Source organism: Adlercreutzia sp. ZJ141, assembly GCF_011038965.1.
Lineage (GTDB): Bacteria > Actinomycetota > Coriobacteriia > Coriobacteriales > Eggerthellaceae > ZJ141.
Map to the genome: position 1 here is coordinate 138,477 of NZ_JAAKEB010000003.1, position 17,837 is coordinate 156,313.

A 17,837-nucleotide genomic window follows, 5' to 3' on the forward strand; every position below is an offset into this window, starting at 1 on the left:
CGTTGATGGGTCGCATGCTGGATGCGCTTCCGCAACCGCATTTGAACGCGCGCCATTTCGGCGCGCGTTCCTTATGCGTGCTGACCGATGATGCACTGTTCGATACATGTGGAGTGCGCATCGCGTTTTCTAGTCGCGATGGCGGGGTAAGCGAAAGCCCGTATCGTTCGCTCAACCTGGGATCGCACGTTGGTGACAATCCGCAGGCAGTGCAAGAAAACCGTGCAGTGCTGCTTGAGGCACTTGGTGCGGCCGATGTGCGTCTGATTATGCCCAATCAGGTACACGGCACCACAGTGGTGGTTGTTGACAACCCAAGCGCCGCTGCATTTGATCGTGCGACGGATGAGGCGCAGGAGGGAGCCGATGCAATTGTGGTCGCCGTACCGCGAACAGCAGCACTTCTGTGTTTCGCCGATTGTGTGCCGGTTATTGTGGTGTCACCATCGGGGGCATTCGTAGTTGCCCATGCCGGGTGGCGCGGCGCGCTTGCCGGTGTGGCGGCATGTGCGGTGCAGCAGCTCGTTCACGCCTGTGAGCGGCAGGGGGGATGCACTGACCCTTCTCGTTATAATGCCTACATTGGGCCACATATCGGCGCGGAATGCTTCGAGACAGGCGATGATGTGCGAGCTCGTTTTCGCGAGCGCTACGGCGAAGCGTGCCTTGTGGGCGAGCGTAACGTCGATCTTAACCGCGCACTTGCGATCAATTTGGGCGAGGCTGGCGTGTCACTGGATCGTATCGCTCATGCCCGGGTATGTACGGTGTGCCGGTCGGATGAGTATTATTCCTATCGCGCCGAGGGCGGTGTTTGTGGTCGTCACGGTGCCATTGCATTCAAGGAGGACTGATTAGTATGGGGTTTGCCCAGCGATACAACTCGACGCTCGCCGAGGTTGCTGCATGCTGTGCGGCGGTTGGTCGTGACGCATCGGAGGTGCGGGTGTTGGCGGTATCGAAGACGGTTGGTCCCGATGATGTCGCTTTGGCGGTGCGGGCTGGTGCGCATGACTTCGGAGAAAATCGCCCCGACGCCATCATGGCGAAACACGATGTCTTTCCCAACGAAACCTGGCATTTTATTGGGAATATTCAGTCGCGACGCATCCCTGATATTGTGCGGTGTGCCTCGCTCATTCATTCGCTTGACGATGAGAGCCATGCGCGCAAGATCAATGATGCGGCGGCGTCGTTGGGCAAGGTGCAGGATGTGCTTATCGAAGTAAACGTTTCGGGGGAGGAAAGTAAGGGCGGGCTTGCGCCCGATGACGTCTTCGATATGGTCGCCCTTTGCACGCAGCTGCCATGCGTGCGTGTGCGGGGACTCATGACCATGGCTCCGCAAGGTGACGCTTCGGTGGCTCGCCAGACCTTCGATGGTCTAGCGAGCTTGCATCAAACAATCCGATCGCAGCTCACCGGCCCCGATTTCCAAGCGTTCAATGATCTTTCTATGGGCATGAGCGAAGATTGGCGCGAAGCTGTTGCAGCGGGCGCTACCATTGTTCGCATTGGTCGTGCGCTGTTCAGCGACGAGTTCGACGTCGTGTAGCAGCGTTTCCGTCTGCGCGCGATGGGCTTTTCCGCGCACCGTGCGCATCGATTCGAACGAAGCGAAGGTTTATCATGGATCTGCCAAAGATGTCACTGTCGGACGGCGGTATGCTGGACGGCATCAAGGCCAAGTTCGGTTTTTCGTCTCGTCAATCCTACGATGATGGCTACTACGATGACGATTACGACGACTACAATGATTACGGTGCTGACTACGATGATTACGGCGAATACGGCGACGGTGGCTATGGTCAGCCCGCTGACGATGCGGCGTCCCGCTATGAGCCTCATCACACGGTGAGCACGCGGTCAGCTTCGGCGTACTCACGTTCGGGATCGCGTCCGCGTTTGGTATCTATTGACGACGTGCGTGCACGTACGCAAGTTCCCGATTCCCTGAATCGCGATCCGTTGCCGCCGCGCCACGTAACCTCTCCGGCAGCCACTCGTATCGGGGCGTTTCGCGGCAATCGCACGGTGATTGACGGTACGCTGCCCTCAACGGCCGACTCCATTGCAGAAGCGCAGGCGATATCAGCCAAGGCTATGGCGGGCAGGGAGCGTTCGGAGAGCCTTGATAACTTGTTCGCTTCAACGGCGGAAGCTGCCGCGGCATCCGCGTCAGCGGCTGCACCTACACCTTCGACGTCGGAAAAGCGTAGCTCGCGCGGCTTCGATCCGTACGAGGCGTATTCGGGATCGGGTGCTGCACGTCACGTTCCCACGCGTTCGGTGACGGTAATCAAGCCCATGAGTTACGGCGAGGCTGAACGTGTGGCGAAGAGCCTGAAAGCGGGCGATGCGGTGGTGTTGGCGTTGCGTAACACTCCCGAACCGCTGGTGAAGCGGCTGCTGGATTTCTCGTTTGGCGTCGCGAGTGCGCTCGATGCGAGCGTTGATTGCATTGCCGATAAAGTGTTTGCGCTTACGAAGGGCGCGGCGCTGTCGGAAAGCGAGCGGACCGACCTACGCAACCAAGGGGTGATCTAGCATGGCGCGCGTGCCGCGCCGGATTGCCGTTATCGGCGGTGGCAAGATGGGGGAAGCCATCTTCGGTGGCTGGATTGCTAGCACTCAAGATGCGGCCGCTCATCTTGTTCCGGAGTCGTTTAGTATCGCCGATCCGGGGAATGAACGGCGTGCATATTTGTCCGAGCACTACGGCGTTTCGTGCGTGGAGGCGGCTTCACAGGTGCCTTTTGTACCCGATATGGTTGTTCTTGCAGTGAAGCCTCAGGTGATGATGAGCGTGCTTGATGAGATCTGCAGCGAGGATCGCTATGCCGGTGGTGCGCAAGGTCCTTTGTTCGTGAGTATTGCTGCAGGTCTTTCGACTGAGCGCCTGGAAACGAGGTTGCCGCATGATGCGCGCTTAGTACGTGTTATGCCCAATACTCCACTCATGGTGGGGCAGGGGGCAAGCGGCGTATGTGGTGGTTCGCAATGCAGCGATGACGACGTGCAGCTTGTTCAGCAGCTGTTCGAGTGTTTAGGCCGTGCGTTTGTGGTTCCCGAAAAATCGATGGACGCTATCGGTGCTATTAGCGGGTCAGGTCCGGCCTATGTTGCTTCCATGATCGAGATGGTGCGCGATGCAGGAGAAAAGCACGGTCTTGATCCAGCATTTTCCGAGGTGTTGTTTTTGCAAACGGTGCTGGGGACGGCGCAACTCATGAACGAGCGGGGGCAAACCGCCGAACAGACAAGAATTGCGGTATGTAGTCCCGGCGGTACGACGTTAGCTGCACTCGATGCTATGAACAGGGAAAACATTGCTACAGCTTACCAGGCCGGAGTGGATGCGGCCGTCGCGCGTTCGAAGGAGCTTGCATTATGCTAAGTGGTCTTATTGTGTCCGTCGCCGAGATTTACAGTCTCGCCATTGTGGTGTACGTGCTGTTCTCGTGGTTTCCGTCACCGCGCGGGGTAATAGCCGATATATATGCGGCACTCGGCAAATTGTGCGATCCGTATTTGAACCTGTTCAAGCGTTTGATACCCCCTATTGGAGGTATGGTGGACGTTACCCCCATTATCGCGCTGCTTGTATTACAATTTGGGGCGAGCCTTATCGCTCGTCTGCTTTAGCATGGCCATTCGCGTAACCACGGGGTGTTGCGCGTGACGAAAGGGAACATCAGATGGCAATCACGGCCGAAGACATTCACAATCAAAGCTTCTCTATTGATCGCAAGGGTTACGATGTCGACGAAGTTGACGTGTTTCTTGAGCGCGTCGCCGACGAGATCGATCAGATGAATGGTTTGATCGCACATCTTGAAGATCAGCTTGAGAACAGCTACGTTGAAGACGAGAATCGCTTCGATGGTTTCGACACCCCGGCTACGATCGAGCCGCTTGAGGAAGAAATCGAAGTGGTTGAAGAGGTTGCTCCTGTTGCGGTTGAGGTTGCGCCGGCTGCTCCTGTTGTCAGCGAGAGTGAAGCCGAAAAGGACGCTCGTATTGCTGAACTCGAACGCCAGCTCGCGGAAAAGCGCGCCGATGACAATGCTATCTCGCAGGCGCTCATCATCGCGCAGCGTTCGGCTGACGAGATCATCGCCAACGCGAAGGGCGAGGCGGCTGACATTGTGGCGAACGCCCGTGCCGAGCGCGATCGTATCCTCGATAAGGCCGAGATCGAGCGCCAGAAGGTGCAAGACGCCATCTCGCAGCTGGAGGACAGCCGTGAGGAAATCCGTGGCGACTACCAAGATATGCTCACCGACTTCATCACCGATGCTTCGCGTCGTTTGGCAGAAATCGGCGGAACCAACCCGCTTGCAAGCGCTCACGCTCGTTTGACTCCTGCGCGTGCAGACGTAGAACCCGAGCTGCCTGCTTTGGTGACAGGTCAGGCGCCCATTGCTGACGCACCCGTTGCCTACACGGTTCCTCAGGCGACAGCTGGTGTTATTCCTGCAGCTGCCACACCTGTTGCATCTGTTGTCGAGAAGGACTTCTCGGGCTTCGGCGATGCTGATGACTTCGAGTTCGACGAAATCGACTAGAAGCACAATCAAGCGCGGTTGAGCGCGGAAGAACGGCGGGGTGTTTCGGCTCCGCTCAGGTGAATTCAAAGCGCCTCCCTGCGGGGCGCTTTTGCTTTCCGGGTAGCCGGGAAGGGCTGAATGCGAATTAGTCGGCATTGTATCCGAATGAGATGGCCCGCACGACGTTGATGAGGGTTGATGAGGGAAGAAGGATAGATGCGGTTTAGGAAAGCTGAACAGGGCGAACTCGACAGTGTTCTTGCAGTCATTGCAGACGGACGCGCAGCCATCGCGAAGCTGGGTATCGACCAGTGGAGCGGTGGTAACCCCAAACGCGAGCTGATCGAGCTTGACCTTCGGCTTCGCAGGTCGCATGTAGCTATCGATGAGGAATCGGGGCGTATCATGGCTACGGCGGTCATCGACTTTTCAGGCGAGCCGGACTACGATGCCATTGAGGGTGCGTGGCTGACTTCATCGTCCTCGTCTGCGCCGCAGTATGCTGTTGTGCACCGCTTTGCCGTGGTGCATGCATTTTCGAGACAGGGTATTGCAAAGGCAATGCTGAACTACGCCGAAGGACTTGCTCGTGAGCAGGGGTGCGTAAGTGTGCGCGTCGACACACATCCTGGTAATGTGCGCATGCTGGGGCTGCTTGAGAGGTGTGGGTACCATCGTTGTGGCATCGTATATATGTCGCATATTGAGGGTGCTACTCCTGAGCGGGTCGCGTTTGAGAAGATGGTGTAGGATTGTATGAGAATCGCCTCGGTCATTCTGGATATTCCCACGCAGGCGCTCGACTGTGCCTATTCCTACCTTGTGCCCGACGGCTGCGACGGCTGCGAAGATTATGCTCCGCTTCCCCCGATACATGCTGGTAACGAGCAAGATGCCGCGCAGCTTCCCGATAGTTTCGATGTATGCGTGGGATGCGCTGTGCTCGTTCCGTTCGGTGGTCGGCAGGTTGTGGGTTTTGTTGCCCGAATTGAAGAATGTGAGTACGGTGAACTTCCCGACGGCGTAAAACCCGTGAAGCTCAAGCCCATTATTCGTGCGGTAAGTCGCCCATACTTCGATGAAGAAGGTGCTGCGTGTATCTTCTGGATGGCAAATCGCTACGTTGCCCCGCTTGCGGCGTGCGCGCGTTTGTTCGCGCCACCCGGAGGGGTGCCGCGCGTGGTGCGAACATGCGGCGAGAACGGGCCGTACTGGCGGCTTGAGCAGCCCGCTATCGGCGAAGTTGACGACCGGTGGGTGTTGCCCGGCCCTTCGTATACGGGTTTCGAGCCGAAGCGCAATGCGGTGAAGCAGGCGGCAATCGTAAGTGCCTTATGCAGCGGCGATGTGCGTGTGGCCGAGCTGGCTACCGAGTTCGGCGCAGTTTCCGCGGCGCTGAAGTCTCTCGAGAAGCAGGGTGTGGTGCGTATCGAGCGCCGTCGGCGCATGCGCGGCGTTACTGCAAGTAGGCAAGCACCCATACCAGAGGTACCCTTCACGCCCTCGGCGAAACCGCCGCTCACTGCTGGTCAGGCTGCTTCTCTTGCAGCGATCGACGCGGCACGTAAGCGAGCACGGGGGGAAGTGGTGCTGGTCGACGGCGTTACCGGGTCGGGTAAGACCGAAGTATATTTGCAGGCCATCGAGGCTGCGCTTGCTGCCGGGCGCACGGCATGCGTGCTTGTTCCCGAGATATCGCTCACGCCGCAAACAGTTGCTCGCTTCCGTGGCCGCTTCGGCGATATGGTTGCCGTCATGCATTCGCGCATGAGTCGAGGCGAGCGTTTCGACCAATGGGATTTCATTCGCAGTGGGCAAGCGCGCGTGGTGGTTGGTGCCCGCAGCGCGCTATTTGCACCGTTGAGAAACGTTGGCATCATTGTCATTGATGAGGAGCATGAAGGCTCGTACAAGCAGGATAGTGCGCCTCGCTACCATGCGCGCGACGTAGCTTGCTGGATGGCTCGACGTGCGGGCGCGGTAGTGGTGTTAGGATCGGCGACTCCTTCCATTGAGACGCTGTATGCCTGCGCGAAGTGCGACGGGTGGAACCGTGTTTCTTTGCCCGCGCGGGCAAACGGCAAGCCTCTGCCGGAAATCGACGTCATCGATATGGCGAAGGAGTTCGGAAGTGGGTCGCGCTCTATGTTTTCGGGTCGTCTTACCCGGGCGCTTGCTGCGGAGCTTGTCTGCGGCCGAAAGGCGGTGCTGCTGTTAAATCAGCGCGGGTTCGCGAAGTTTTTACTGTGTCGTGAGTGCGGGTTTGTGCCGGAGTGTCCGTCGTGTTCAACATCGCTGACGTTTCATGAGACAGGAAACAAGCTCGTTTGTCATCATTGTGGTTATACGGTGCCTTCTCCGCCCGTGTGCCCGCGTTGCGCAAGTCCGTATCTTAAGCGTTTTGGCGCAGGAACCCAACGGGTTGAAGCAGAACTACGCGCATTGCTCGATGCTATGCCAGGCGTAGGGCCAGGCGTGCCCATCGTGCGTATGGATGCCGACACCACATCAGGGAAAGGTGCGCATCAGCGCTTGCTCGAGCAGTTCGCCTCAGCGGATGCGGCGGTGCTGTTGGGGACGCAGATGATTGCAAAGGGACTTGATTTCGACGACGTGACGCTGGTCGGCGTCATCAATGCCGACACGCAGCTGCATCTGCCCGACTATCGTGCCGCTGAGCGTACGTTCGCGCTGATCGAACAGGTTGCCGGTCGGGCGGGACGAGCGAACTTGCCGGGGCGTGTGATGGTGCAAACCTACGAGGCTGACAACGTGGCCCTGCGCGCCGCTGCTCGCTACGACCGAGCACTGTTTTTGAGAAACGAGTTGCCCAAACGCCGCATGCTTGGGTATCCGCCGTACGTTCGTATGGCAAATGTGCTGGTTTGGGGCAATGACGAAAGTGCTGTGGCACACGAGGCACGAGTGCTGCAAGAGGCACTTGAGCAGCAAGTCCGCGATTTCGGGGGAGATAACTGGATGGTGCTGCCAGCAGGTCCTTGTTTGCTATCGAAGCTGCGCGGTTCGTATCGCTGGCATGTGGTGGTGAAATGTCCGCTCGAAGCCGACATCTCCCGCGTCATCGAGCCGTTGTTCCGCGCACGTAAGGCGTACAAGGCGATTAACGTCGCGGTCGATGTCGACCCGAGCGATTTGTTGTAACGTTTAGAGGCTGCTGGAGTCGTCGGAGTTGTCAGGACTATCAGGACTAACCGAGTTTTCTGCGCTTTCTGAGTTGTACTCCTCAGGGTTATTCGTGCGGCTGCCGTAGCCGTGGCCGTAATCGTAATCGTTGTCGTATGAGCTGTTCGTGCTGTAATCGATTTCGTTATAGTATCGTACACGATTTTTGTCGGCAGGGTTCGCCTTCACGGTGACGGTTATTTCGTCGTCAATTTGAGGAATCACCAGTACGTGGCGTTTTAGGTTATCGAGTACGAAATCCTTGTTCTTGATCATTTGATCCAAGGGGTCAGTGATGCGAAGGGTTGTAACGCTTACCAGCACTGTTTTTTCTCGGGGGTACCTGTTCGCGCTGATGGAAGGTGACGCGGCGGCGTTGTTGTATTCCACTGATACAATAATCGTGCCGGGCGCAATTCTTTCGTCGAAGGTGATTTCGGCGGAATCATTGGCTATCAGGACGGTTTCGTCTTCGTTCAGTTCGATCGTTCGATCTTTCGTTATACGCTCGCCCGTAGCTGGTATCGACGTTGTGTCCACGTCGAAGCTCATGTATTCGGCAAACGCCACACCCACGCCGATAGCTCCCACGAGTGTGCCGGCAAGAGTTCCCGCAAGCAGGATGGCAAGGGGCTTGTTACGCATGAGTTATCGCCTCGCTTTCAAAGGGCCGGGTTTCGAGGGGCCGAGTTGCTGTGTTTGGATCGTACTCGCTTTCGACATCGGTTGTTGGGTGTGGTTCATCTGAGGGCTGTTCCATGCGCGCGCAAGCACGTGGCTCGCAGGGTAGCGTGTGAGAGGGGTGTCTGCGAATAAGCATGAGCACAAGCCCGGTGAGTGACAGCGTTGCCACCATGCCGCCAAGCGATGCGATTACTACGCCAGCAAGCGGATAGCCGAGCAGCAGGAACACCAGGCAGAATCCGAACGCAAACAGCAGACAAAGCGCCATGGCGGCAAGCGCTGCTGCTGTCATTGCTACGCAGGCATTCCATATCCAGCGGCATGCCGTTTTGCAGGCGCGCCATGTGAGCGATACAGCACCGCTCAACAGACCGAGAACTCCCTTTGAGGCGATGGGCCGATGGGGACGGTGCGGCTGGTGCGATTGCTGTAACTGGTACGGTTGCGTGTCGCGGCTAGCGCGTCTCACTTCCCATTTGTCGCGAAGTGTGTCCGTAGCGCGCGATATCGACGCGCGAGCACCTGCTGTCACCTCTTTGGCATTCGTGAAAAACTCGTGAACTGATCCTTTCACTTCGGTATATCCCGTTTTTGCCACATCGGCGACCGCGCTCGCGGCCTGCTCGGTAACATGCTCCTTCTTTTGAGCGGCTGCCACGTCAGCTGCTGCCGCTTTCACGTGGTAAGCTCCCAATATTTCCTCGATCAGCTCATCGATTGGGCCGAAGTCATCAATCGCCTCGGCTTCACTCATGCCTTCTTTTACCTTCATGTCGATATGTTGCGAGTACTCGTCGAGGATGTCTTTCTGCTCATTGTCTTCCAGCACGGCAATGCTTGCTTGAAGACGGGTGAGGAACTCAGTTTTTCGCATGTTCGTGCTCCTTTAAAAACTCGCTGACTCCATGCTGGAATTCCATCCATTCGCGGCGTAGCTCGCCGGCTCGCAGCACTCCCGCTGCTGTTAGGTGGTAGTACTTTCGCGGTGGGCCTTCGGTTGATTCTCTCAGGTAGGTTTCGAAATACCGCTCGTTGGTAAGGCGTTTGAGCAAAGGGTAGATCGTGCCCTCTTTCACGTCGATGGTGCTTGATATCTCTTCGACAAGCTCGTAACCGTACATGTCTCGTGCGCGTACGCATTCGAGAACGAGCAGTTCGAGAACACCTTTCTTGAATTGCGCGTTCATCTGCCTCCTCTCGTCATGCGCTAAGAGCTTGAGGGTGGTTCCCTTTGTTAGCTAGCATGTTAAACATGCTACTATATAATGTCAAGTACTAAGAATGAATACATACCGTTTTCGAACCAATTGTTGTCACCTGTTGTTCGTGCAACAAAAAAAGAACCCGGGAGCATTCCTCCCGGGTTCACGTGCGCAACGGGTTGCCGATTGGCTTACCAGCTGAAGTAGGTTCGTGGGTCGACGGCGCTACCGTTGACGCCGTTTGAAGAGTTCAGGTTAATTTGGAAGTGAAGATGCGCCCCGAAAGAGTAGCCAGTGTTGCCAGAGATAGAAATAGGCTGACCAGCCGATACCTGCTGCCCAACGGACACGAGCGTGCTCGTGTTGTGCAAGTACCATGACACGATGCCGCCACCATGGTCGATAGTAACGGCGATACCGCCCGAACCAAACCAGCCTGCAGTGGTTACGCGGCCAGCCGCCATAGCGCATATTGTGGTGCCAGAAGGACAACCCAAGTCCACACCCAAATGGAAGTCTCCCAAGCTGCGCCAACCGAACCCACTCGTGACACCGTAGCCGGGGGCAGGGTTCACCCAACCACCTACATTTGATGCAGCGCTCGAGCTGCCCGGAGACGCGATTGCAGCGCTCGATCCGCCACCGCCACCCGATGATCCTCCGCTCATTTGTTGAGCCAATGCCTGTTGAGCTAGTGCCTTGGCTTCTTCTTCCTTCTGACGAGCTTCTTCGGCGCTCATGCGCACCTGCTCGATCTCGCTGTGTAGAGCGGCCAAATCGCTGCTCATGGAGTCGTACTCGGCCTGCAGCGATGCTTGCGTCTTCTCAACCTCTTCTTTTGCCATTCGAGCATTTTGCAGCTCTTCGGCGGCGATTGCTTCCTGTTTCGTGTATTCGGCATGCGCAGCCTCGGCTTCGGCCTTCACGTCCTTGGTTTCCTGAACCAAGTCGGCATCTTGCTTGGCGATGCGCTGTGCAGCGTCCCAGTTTGTTACGAACTCTTCGAACGACTGCGATCCGAAGATAACATTCAGCGCAGTAGGCTCGCCTTCACGGTAAATTGCAGTGGCACGATTACCTAAACGCTCTTGCAGCTCAGCTAAGCGCTCTTCTGCAGCTTTAATGCGCTCCTGCGCAGCCTCCATGGCTTCGACTGCGGCCGTATGGGCCTCGTCGGCGGCGGTGTAGCGTTCAAGCGCTTCGTTGAGCTGAGTTTGCAAGGCATCGAGACGAGCGGCCAATGCATCGACCTCAGCCTGCTTGGCAGCTGCTGTCTCTTCCAAGCTTGACGCTTGCGCTTCGAGCTCTTCGGCTTCGGAGGCATACGCTAGCCAAGGGAACAACATGGTTCCGCCGGCAATGCCGCAAGCCTTCAGAAAAGTGCGACGGGAAATCCCGTCAGCAATTGGACTGACTTCGTTCATAGTGCGTTTACTCCCGATTCTGTCGGTTCTTGTTTGCCCCGAAACGGCTGGCATACAACGAGTCGCTTCAGACGAACGATGTCAAGATGATAACACCGTGAAAACAAATTTGCGTCCTTTACACGGTTTCCAAACAACCTGTCTACTCTCTGTTTACTCTCGTTCGTTCTCAGCTACTTCAGCCACCTCACGTATTCTCGGCTGTTCCGATTGACTGCCGATTGGATATTCGAAGTGGTAATCGCTTGGCAACTGGTTGAAAACAGGGCATGCGTGACAGATACGAAACAATATATCCCTTTCCTATCGAAAGCGGGTCAATTTGGCAGAAAATGCTTCTGGGTATGCTTTGGCGCAAGGCGTACAATGCAAAGGCTTGCTCCGTGTAGCGGTGTGCGGGGTGGGTTCCGTTGCGGAAAATGTCTCGCATACGTGTAAGACGGAGTAGCGCTTGTGGCGTCATGTGGACGAGTCATTCCGTGCGATGAAAAAACACTTGAAGGGAAAGGAAGCGTATGAACTTCGAGATCGTCACTGATTCGTGCTGTAATCTGACTGAGGACATGATCGACGAGTTTGGACTCCATATACTTCCCCTGACGTTCCTTGTCGATGGCCAGCAGCGCTATAGCTATTTGAAAGGTGAGCGTACCGATCTCGCGCAGTTCTACACGATGATGCGCGAAGGTAAGGTGATCACTACGTCGCTTCCCAACTTGTCAGAATCTGAAACGCTTATCCGTAGCTTGCTTGCGGCGGGTCGCGACGTGTTGTACCTAGGGTTTTCCAGCGGGCTATCGGGTACGTACGAAGCTATCAGTCTCCTGTGCGACCAGCTGGCCGCCGAGTATCCCGACCGTACCGTGCTCACGTGCGATACGTTGGCGGCTTCAGGTGGGCAGGGATTGCTTGTGTGGTATGCGGTGCAGCATGCGCGAGCTGGTGAAAGCATTGAAGCCGTGCACGAGTGGGTGGAACAAAACAAGCTCCATTTGGCTCATTGGTTTACTGTTGACGACCTCATGTTCCTGTTCCGCGGCGGGCGCGTGTCGCGCACGAGTGCGTGGGCGGGCACGTTGTTAAACATCAAGCCCGTTATGCATGTTGACGACGAAGGTCATCTCATACCGCTAGAGAAGGTTCGTGGTCGCAAGAAGTCACTCAATGCGCTGGTCGATCATATGGAGAAAACCGCCATCACGCCCATATCCGAGCAGATGGTGTTTATCACTCATGGCGATTGTTTGGAAGATGCTGAATACGTTGCTGACCAGGTAAAAGAGCGCTTTGGCGTGCATGACGTGGTTATCAACTACGTCGACCCAGTCATCGGCGCCCATTCCGGCCCAGGAACCATGGCGCTGTTTTTCCTTGCGAGCGCCAGGAAATAGCGAGCGAAAGAAAGGGGCGAATATGGGCGAAGTGTTATTCCTCGAATATCCGAAGTGTTCAACATGCAAGAAGGCGAAAGCGTGGCTTGATGCACACAGTGTTGCCTACGTCGATCGGCATATTGTTGACAACAATCCGACTGCAGCTGAACTTGCTCAGTGGCATGCGCGCAGCGGACTGCCCATTAGACGCTTTTTCAACACAAGCGGCATGCTGTACCGCGAGCGAAATATCAAAGCCCTGCTTGATGCAGGTCTTGACGATGCAGGCTCGTATGAGCTTCTCGCCGAGAACGGCATGCTTGTGAAGCGCCCGCTTGTTGTTGGTGACGATTTCGTGCTCGTGGGGTTCCGCGAAGCAGAATGGCAGCGCGCCCTGCTGTAAGGCTGCAAGGCGCGCTTTTTCGACGTTGGTGCGCATCGTGGCGTTGTAAGCAACGTCCGATAGTGCGCCACAACAGATGCTAGCGGCGTCCTTCCTTCTTCTGCACCGCCAGAATGCTAATTGCCTCAAACGCAATGTTCGCTGCTAGGTATGCGGTGATCTCGCCATGGTCGAAGGAGGGCAACACCTCCACTACGTCCATGCCTACGAGATTAAGGTCGCGCATCGCACGCACGAGTGCAAGTGCTTCCCACGACGTCCAGCCGCCCACTTCAGGTGTGCCGGTGCCCGGTGCATACGCCGGATCAACGAAGTCGATGTCGAAGGTGAGAAACACAGGTGAGTCGCCCACGCGTTTAATGATACGTTCGATAACGGCTTTCAATCCGATCTCGCGCATCTCGTGAGTTGGGATAATGTCGAAGCCAAGCTTTCGGGAAAGGTCATGCTCGTCGGGGTAGTACAGCGAACCACGCATCCCTACCTGGATGGATTTCGACACGTCGATAAGTCCTTCTTCCAGTGCACGGCGAAATGGTGTTCCGTGATTGTACTTCTGTCCGAACACCTCGTCGCAGATGTCGGTGTGTGAGTCGAAGTGTACAAGTGCCACCGGGCCGTGCTTCTTGGCAACGGCACGCAGCTCGCCTAAGGTGATGCAGTGGTCGCCGCCAAGGGCGAGCGGGAAGATGTCTCGATCTATGAGCGCGCCGATCTCGCGTTCAATCGCTTCGTACGTGGGATGGATGTAGCCGGGTGTGATGGCGACATCTCCGTAGTCAGCACCGTGCAAGTTTTCAAGAACGTTCACGCCCATGATGGCGTTTGCTGGCTTAATCATGGCCGATATGGCACGGATTGCCTGCGGTCCGAATCGCGCGCCCGTGCGGTATGAACAGGCGCAGTCGTACGGGATACCCACAATGGCGAAGTCGGGGTTTTCGACGTCGGCTATGCGCGGAATGCGCATGAATGTGCCGGTGTTGCAGAAGCGTGGCGAGGTAAGCGCGCTTGCGGGTTGAAGGTCGTTGTGCATTGGACTCCTTCCGGTTCGCTTGCGATATGACTGGCACCCAGGGCCGCCTCCCCACGTATCGGCCGGTGTGCGTCGTTGCAGAATTGTACCCAATGAGTCGGATGAAGTCACCGGGGAAGCTACGTCGAGCGCGATGGTTGCGCAGTAGATACACGAAGCGGTAACGCGGCCGCTGCACGAAGCGGTAACGCGGCCGCTGCACGAAGCGGTAACGCGGTTACATGCCGAGTTTCACGTCGAATCTCGCTATGCGTTTTCCTTGGTGCGTTTTCGTACTTGTTCGTGTTTGTTGCTACCACATTTCGCCCGTTTGCATGATGACTGCACCACGCAGCGTTTCGATGCGTACGCCCAGAACGTGTCCGTCATGTACGTGCACAAATCCAACGCTTCGGCTCATGCCGCTGCGTGGCCGTGATGCCGACCCAGGGCAGATCATGTAATCGGCGGGGCGGGCAGCAGCACCCGTGTCTAGGCGGGGGGTGTGCGTGTGTCCGTGCACGCACACGCGGGGAATCGGTTCGCCCGGTTCCAGTTTTGCGCCGCCGAAGCCTATGCGTACGTCATGTGGATAGTGGGCCACTAAAAAACGCACACCGTCGATCACAGGACAGGCGCGCGGCCCGACGTGTGACCCGTACTCGTCATAATCGTTATTGCCGAGCACCGCTGTGGTAGGTGCCAGCGCTTCGAGCTCGTGGAGAATTCTTGGATCACCAATGTCACCTGCATGTATGATGCGATCCGCTGCGGCCATTGCGGTTGCGGCGGCTGTATCCAAGCGTCCATGCGTGTCGGATATGATTCCCACCAGTGTCATCGGCCTCGCCTCTTCTCGTAATCGTGACGCATTCACCTCGTCGCATCATCTTAACGGAGTACGCTCGCTATGGAAAGCGGCGGGGAATGCGGCCAGTAGCGAGAGAGAACGAGAGTGCGAGAGAACGAGAAAATGAGGGAAAGAGAGCGACTCTTACATTATCCTTACCATTTCGTGACGCGTTGAGGGCTGTGCGACTGCTTGGGTATACTGGCTGTGGCGAGAAAACAAACTGACATGATCCGTGCGTCCGCACAAGGACGCACGGCGTATGGCTGTGGTCGGCGACGTCCGGCAGATGAATTCAGCAGTCCTTCTTGCCTGAAACGGAGGAGAAGGTGGCAGAAAACAGCGCAGCGCGTATTCTGGTGGTCGATGATGAGATAGCTATTGCCGATCTGGTGGTTAAGCTATTGGAAAACGAGGGCATGAGAGCCTGCGCGTGTTATAGCGGTGTAACAGCGCTCGAGCTGTTCTCAATTGAGCAGTTCGACCTGCTTATCGTTGACGTAATGATGCCCGGCATCGATGGGCTTGAGGTGTGCACTCGTCTGCGTTCAGTTTCCGATGTTCCTATTATTTTCCTTTCAGCGAAGGATGAGGAAGCTGACAAGGTGGTCGGGCTTATGCTCGGTGGTGATGATTACGTGACGAAGCCTTTTAAACCGCGCGAACTGGTCGCCCGCGTGCGTGCCCGCTTGCGCCGAGCGACTCATGCGGCGCACTGTGATGATAACGTACTGCGGGCACATGGTATCGAGCTCGATTTGGGTGCACATACTGCGTTCTTACATGGTGAGCCGCTCCATCTCACACCGAAGGAATACGGTATCTTGGCGGCGCTCGTTCGCAATGCGGGCAAGCCGGTTGCCACAAAAGATTTGTTTGAATCTGTATGGAACGAACCGTACGTGGCCGCGTCTGCAAATTCGGTTATGGTGCACATGCGTCGCATTCGCAAGAAACTTGCCGAAGTTGACGGGTCGGAATGCTTCGTGGAAACGGCGTGGGGTGTGGGGTACAAAATTATGCCCCGAACTTCGAATTCTTCTGCTTCGAACCCTCACGTTTCAGGCTCTACAACTCCTGGTTTCTCCTTGCCCGATTTAGGGACAAAGCGGTGAGCCGCCTGCGCAGCGCGCAGGCACAAGCTTTGCAGCGTCGCCTGTTCGGAATGCTACTCGTATCACTGCCGGTGTATTCGGTGTTGTTTGCTGCGGTTGCGCTTGCTCTCGATACGACAGTTTTCGATGATCTCGGAGAACGCATTGCGAATCTGACATCATCATGGACGTATTATTCCGAAGATGAATATGTGGCGTTGCAAATCGAGTTCGCCGATGCGCGACAGAGCGATTTGCTACAGGCCCTTCCTGTCGAGGGTGGTGGCTACAATGTGCGCAATCTCGGTCCGTACTACGCTATGCGCAGCTTAAAATGGGTGGTTCTTCTGGGAATCTACCTGCTTGGTTGCGTGGGTATGGCGTTGGTGGTTATGCGTTCGTCCGTAAAGCGCTTCGATGATCTTGCCTGTGCGATTACGGCGCTGTTTGCTGATCGCGAGGCAAAAATCATCCTTCCTGATAGCTTAGCCATCGTTCGCGCTGAGTTGCTGGAAGTGCGCGAGCGCTCGCTTGCTGACGAGCGGGTTACGCGCGCTGCTGAGACGAGAAAAAACGAGCTGGTTGCCTACTTGGCTCACGACATCAAAACACCACTCACTTCAGTGCTTGGCTATCTGACGCTCTTGAAGGAGTCACCTGATATTCCTCGCACCGTTCGTGCTGAATATGCAGGTATCGCACTTTCAAAGGCGGAGCGCCTTGACGATTTGATTGATGAATTCTTCGAGATAACTCGTTACAACCTGCAGGCGATTCCCGTTGAACGGCAGCGCATCTCGGCCCAGCTTCTGTGTCAGCAGGTTGCTGACGAGCTGTTTCCAGAAGCGAATGCGAAGGATGTTACCATCGACGTTGACGTACCTGACGACTTCACGCTGTTCATCGATCCCGACAAGATGGCACGCGCGTTGTCGAACGTTATGCGGAATGCCGTTGCGTACGCCGATGTGGATACGTGCGTGAATGTTCGCGTACGTATCGATGAACACAAGGCGACGTTTTTGGTCACCGATCAAGGACGCGAGATATCACCGGTGCATCTTCAAAGCATTTTCGAAAAGTTCTTTCGCGAAGATACTGCACGTTCCAGCAATAAGGGCGGGGCGGGGTTGGGGCTTGCCATTGCTAAGGAGATTGTCGTTGCACATGGTGGCTCCATCTCAGCGCAAAGCGAAGCGGGTACAACGACATTTTTCATTGTGGTTCCTGTCTAAACACTACTCTGTGAACTGCACATATGCTACTTAAACAAGTATTTATTCGTTTAAGTGTTAAACTAGCAATCATTCGTTTACGCTCAATGAGCGCACATGTGGCGTATGAGTTTGTGGTGCACGAGAATCAATTCCACGATGAAAGTGTTGAGAGCTAACTAAGTAAGAAGATAGTCGTTATGAGTGTGAGACGTAAAGCGGGAATTCGTTCATGTTTTCTTCATAACACATGTGTACGCAAAATTCGCGCAAACATATTAAAAATCAGTTCACTAACTGGAAAAACGCGGGGTTTAAATGTTTGGGAAGCGTTTGCCGCTCGGAAAAAGTTTGCAACGTTTTCCCCTCAAACCCCTTGACCTGTCCTCGCTAAGGGGGTAGAGTACCGCCTTGCGCTTCGGGGGAGACCTCGAAAGCAAACACAAGCCCTGATAAGACCAAAGAGAGCAGGTCTTATGCAGGTTGGGGACCTTGAGAACCGGATACTGTGAGGCAGACATTTCGAAGACGATAAATGAGTTCTTCGTTTGCGGACGCCAGATGATTATAAGGATACAACCAAACAGTACGTGGGAAAAGAAATGAACAGGCGCATGAGCATATATACACTCATGCGTTTTCTTTCAACGGAGAGTTTGATCCTGGCTCAGGATGAACGCTGGCGGCGTGCCTAACACATGCAAGTCGAACGGGAAAAGCGCTTTTTAGCGCTGATAGAGTGGCGAACGGGCGAGTAACACGTGGCCAACCTACCCTCTGCTTCGGGACAACCTCGGGAAACCGAGGCTAATACCGGATACTCCACGCAAAGCGCATGCTTTATG

Annotated in this window: 18 protein-coding genes and 1 rRNA gene; 13 read left to right on the top strand and 6 right to left on the bottom strand. The window is 55.9% G+C overall.

Annotated elements, in window-relative coordinates; all coding sequences use genetic code 11:
- Positions 1 to 5: 5 nt before the first annotated feature.
- The 8 genes from G7Y44_RS02065 (at position 6) to priA (ending at position 7,712) form a co-directional block, all read left to right on the top strand.
- On the top strand, positions 6 to 854 hold the full coding sequence (locus tag G7Y44_RS02065) for a polyphenol oxidase family protein (RefSeq protein ID WP_241159140.1): 849 nt from the start codon (positions 6 to 8) through the stop codon (positions 852 to 854).
- 5 nt (positions 855 to 859) lie between these two features.
- Positions 860 to 1,555, top strand: a complete 696-nt coding sequence (locus G7Y44_RS02070) for a YggS family pyridoxal phosphate-dependent enzyme (protein WP_165247154.1) — start codon at positions 860 to 862, stop codon at positions 1,553 to 1,555.
- 74 nt (positions 1,556 to 1,629) lie between these two features.
- Entirely contained in the window at positions 1,630 to 2,547 is a 918-nt protein-coding gene (locus G7Y44_RS02075; RefSeq protein ID WP_165044418.1) for a cell division protein SepF, read from the top strand.
- 1 nt (position 2,548) lies between these two features.
- Positions 2,549 to 3,397, top strand: coding sequence for a pyrroline-5-carboxylate reductase (proC, locus tag G7Y44_RS02080; RefSeq protein ID WP_165247156.1), 849 nt, complete (start codon positions 2,549 to 2,551; stop codon positions 3,395 to 3,397).
- Positions 3,391 to 3,645: a YggT family protein gene (locus tag G7Y44_RS02085; protein ID WP_165247158.1), complete on the top strand. Its 255-nt coding sequence runs from the start codon at positions 3,391 to 3,393 to the stop codon at positions 3,643 to 3,645. The genes proC and G7Y44_RS02085 overlap by 7 nt, the downstream gene beginning before the upstream one ends.
- 53 nt (positions 3,646 to 3,698) lie before the next feature.
- On the top strand, positions 3,699 to 4,568 hold the full coding sequence (locus G7Y44_RS02090; protein ID WP_165247160.1) for a DivIVA domain-containing protein: 870 nt from the start codon (positions 3,699 to 3,701) through the stop codon (positions 4,566 to 4,568).
- Positions 4,569 to 4,766: 198 nt separating this feature from the next.
- Positions 4,767 to 5,300, top strand: a complete 534-nt coding sequence (locus tag G7Y44_RS02095) for a GNAT family N-acetyltransferase (RefSeq protein ID WP_165247162.1) — start codon at positions 4,767 to 4,769, stop codon at positions 5,298 to 5,300.
- A gap of 6 nt (positions 5,301 to 5,306) precedes the next feature.
- Positions 5,307 to 7,712 (top strand): replication restart helicase PriA, encoded by a 2,406-nt coding sequence (gene priA / locus G7Y44_RS02100; RefSeq protein WP_165247164.1) that lies wholly within the window; start codon positions 5,307 to 5,309, stop codon positions 7,710 to 7,712.
- 3 nt (positions 7,713 to 7,715) lie between these two features.
- Here priA and G7Y44_RS02105 read toward each other — a convergent pair whose 3' ends face one another.
- From G7Y44_RS02105 to G7Y44_RS02120, 4 genes are all read right to left on the bottom strand, one after another.
- Positions 7,716 to 8,378, bottom strand: coding sequence for a hypothetical protein (locus tag G7Y44_RS02105; RefSeq protein WP_165247166.1), 663 nt, complete (start codon positions 8,376 to 8,378; stop codon positions 7,716 to 7,718).
- A complete protein-coding gene (locus G7Y44_RS02110; RefSeq protein ID WP_165247168.1) occupies positions 8,371 to 9,291 on the bottom strand; it encodes a DUF1700 domain-containing protein in 921 nt (306 codons plus the stop codon). The genes G7Y44_RS02105 and G7Y44_RS02110 overlap by 8 nt, the downstream gene beginning before the upstream one ends.
- A complete protein-coding gene (locus tag G7Y44_RS02115; protein ID WP_165044433.1) occupies positions 9,278 to 9,604 on the bottom strand; it encodes a PadR family transcriptional regulator in 327 nt (108 codons plus the stop codon). Before G7Y44_RS02115 ends, G7Y44_RS02110 begins: the two co-directional genes overlap by 14 nt.
- A gap of 206 nt (positions 9,605 to 9,810) precedes the next feature.
- A complete protein-coding gene (locus tag G7Y44_RS02120; RefSeq protein ID WP_165247170.1) occupies positions 9,811 to 11,043 on the bottom strand; it encodes a murein hydrolase activator EnvC family protein in 1,233 nt (410 codons plus the stop codon).
- A 515-nt stretch (positions 11,044 to 11,558) separates the two neighbouring features.
- Between G7Y44_RS02120 and G7Y44_RS02125 the strand changes: the two genes are divergently transcribed.
- The gene (locus tag G7Y44_RS02125; protein ID WP_165247172.1) at positions 11,559 to 12,434 is read left to right on the top strand and encodes a DegV family protein; all 876 of its coding nucleotides are present in this window, start codon (positions 11,559 to 11,561) and stop codon (positions 12,432 to 12,434) included.
- Positions 12,435 to 12,456: 22 nt separating this feature from the next.
- Positions 12,457 to 12,819 (top strand): arsenate reductase family protein, encoded by a 363-nt coding sequence (locus tag G7Y44_RS02130; RefSeq protein ID WP_165247174.1) that lies wholly within the window; start codon positions 12,457 to 12,459, stop codon positions 12,817 to 12,819.
- Between the two features lie 79 nt (positions 12,820 to 12,898).
- Here the strand turns inward: G7Y44_RS02130 and speB are convergent, their stop codons facing one another.
- The gene (gene speB / locus G7Y44_RS02135) at positions 12,899 to 13,855 is read right to left on the bottom strand and encodes an agmatinase (protein ID WP_165044441.1); all 957 of its coding nucleotides are present in this window, start codon (positions 13,853 to 13,855) and stop codon (positions 12,899 to 12,901) included.
- 292 nt (positions 13,856 to 14,147) lie between these two features.
- Positions 14,148 to 14,675 carry a metallophosphoesterase family protein gene (locus tag G7Y44_RS02140; RefSeq protein ID WP_165247175.1) on the bottom strand — a complete coding sequence of 176 codons (528 nt, stop codon included), beginning with the start codon at positions 14,673 to 14,675 and terminating at the stop codon, positions 14,148 to 14,150.
- 338 nt (positions 14,676 to 15,013) lie between these two features.
- Here G7Y44_RS02140 and G7Y44_RS02145 point away from each other — a divergent pair, with 338 nt between their 5' ends.
- The 3 genes from G7Y44_RS02145 to G7Y44_RS02155 form a co-directional block, all read left to right on the top strand.
- On the top strand, positions 15,014 to 15,799 hold the full coding sequence (locus G7Y44_RS02145) for a response regulator transcription factor (protein WP_241159141.1): 786 nt from the start codon (positions 15,014 to 15,016) through the stop codon (positions 15,797 to 15,799).
- Positions 15,796 to 17,013, top strand: a complete 1,218-nt coding sequence (locus tag G7Y44_RS02150) for a sensor histidine kinase (protein WP_165247177.1) — start codon at positions 15,796 to 15,798, stop codon at positions 17,011 to 17,013. The genes G7Y44_RS02145 and G7Y44_RS02150 overlap by 4 nt, the downstream gene beginning before the upstream one ends.
- 623 nt (positions 17,014 to 17,636) lie before the next feature.
- Positions 17,637 to 17,837: ribosomal RNA gene (locus G7Y44_RS02155) — 16S ribosomal RNA — on the top strand; the annotation flags it as partial.

Bases quoted from the DNA above. Each gene is read 5' to 3' on its own strand.
- G7Y44_RS02130 (WP_165247174.1), top strand. From the start codon at position 12,457: ATGGGCGAAGTGTTATTCCTCGAATATCCGAAGTGTTCAACATGCAAG.
- G7Y44_RS02105 (WP_165247166.1), bottom strand. From the start codon at position 8,378: ATGCGTAACAAGCCCCTTGCCATCCTGCTTGCGGGAACTCTTGCCGGC.
- G7Y44_RS02065 (WP_241159140.1), top strand. From the start codon at position 6: ATGGGTCGCATGCTGGATGCGCTTCCGCAACCGCATTTGAACGCGCGC.
- G7Y44_RS02110 (WP_165247168.1), bottom strand. From the start codon at position 9,291: ATGCGAAAAACTGAGTTCCTCACCCGTCTTCAAGCAAGCATTGCCGTG.
- G7Y44_RS02140 (WP_165247175.1), bottom strand. From the start codon at position 14,675: ATGACACTGGTGGGAATCATATCCGACACGCATGGACGCTTGGATACA.
- proC (WP_165247156.1), top strand. From the start codon at position 2,549: ATGGCGCGCGTGCCGCGCCGGATTGCCGTTATCGGCGGTGGCAAGATG.
- priA (WP_165247164.1), top strand. From the start codon at position 5,307: ATGAGAATCGCCTCGGTCATTCTGGATATTCCCACGCAGGCGCTCGAC.
- G7Y44_RS02070 (WP_165247154.1), top strand. From the start codon at position 860: ATGGGGTTTGCCCAGCGATACAACTCGACGCTCGCCGAGGTTGCTGCA.
- G7Y44_RS02095 (WP_165247162.1), top strand. From the start codon at position 4,767: ATGCGGTTTAGGAAAGCTGAACAGGGCGAACTCGACAGTGTTCTTGCA.
- G7Y44_RS02085 (WP_165247158.1), top strand. From the start codon at position 3,391: ATGCTAAGTGGTCTTATTGTGTCCGTCGCCGAGATTTACAGTCTCGCC.
- G7Y44_RS02075 (WP_165044418.1), top strand. From the start codon at position 1,630: ATGGATCTGCCAAAGATGTCACTGTCGGACGGCGGTATGCTGGACGGC.
- G7Y44_RS02125 (WP_165247172.1), top strand. From the start codon at position 11,559: ATGAACTTCGAGATCGTCACTGATTCGTGCTGTAATCTGACTGAGGAC.
- G7Y44_RS02090 (WP_165247160.1), top strand. From the start codon at position 3,699: ATGGCAATCACGGCCGAAGACATTCACAATCAAAGCTTCTCTATTGAT.
- G7Y44_RS02120 (WP_165247170.1), bottom strand. From the start codon at position 11,043: ATGAACGAAGTCAGTCCAATTGCTGACGGGATTTCCCGTCGCACTTTT.
- G7Y44_RS02115 (WP_165044433.1), bottom strand. From the start codon at position 9,604: ATGAACGCGCAATTCAAGAAAGGTGTTCTCGAACTGCTCGTTCTCGAA.
- speB (WP_165044441.1), bottom strand. From the start codon at position 13,855: ATGCACAACGACCTTCAACCCGCAAGCGCGCTTACCTCGCCACGCTTC.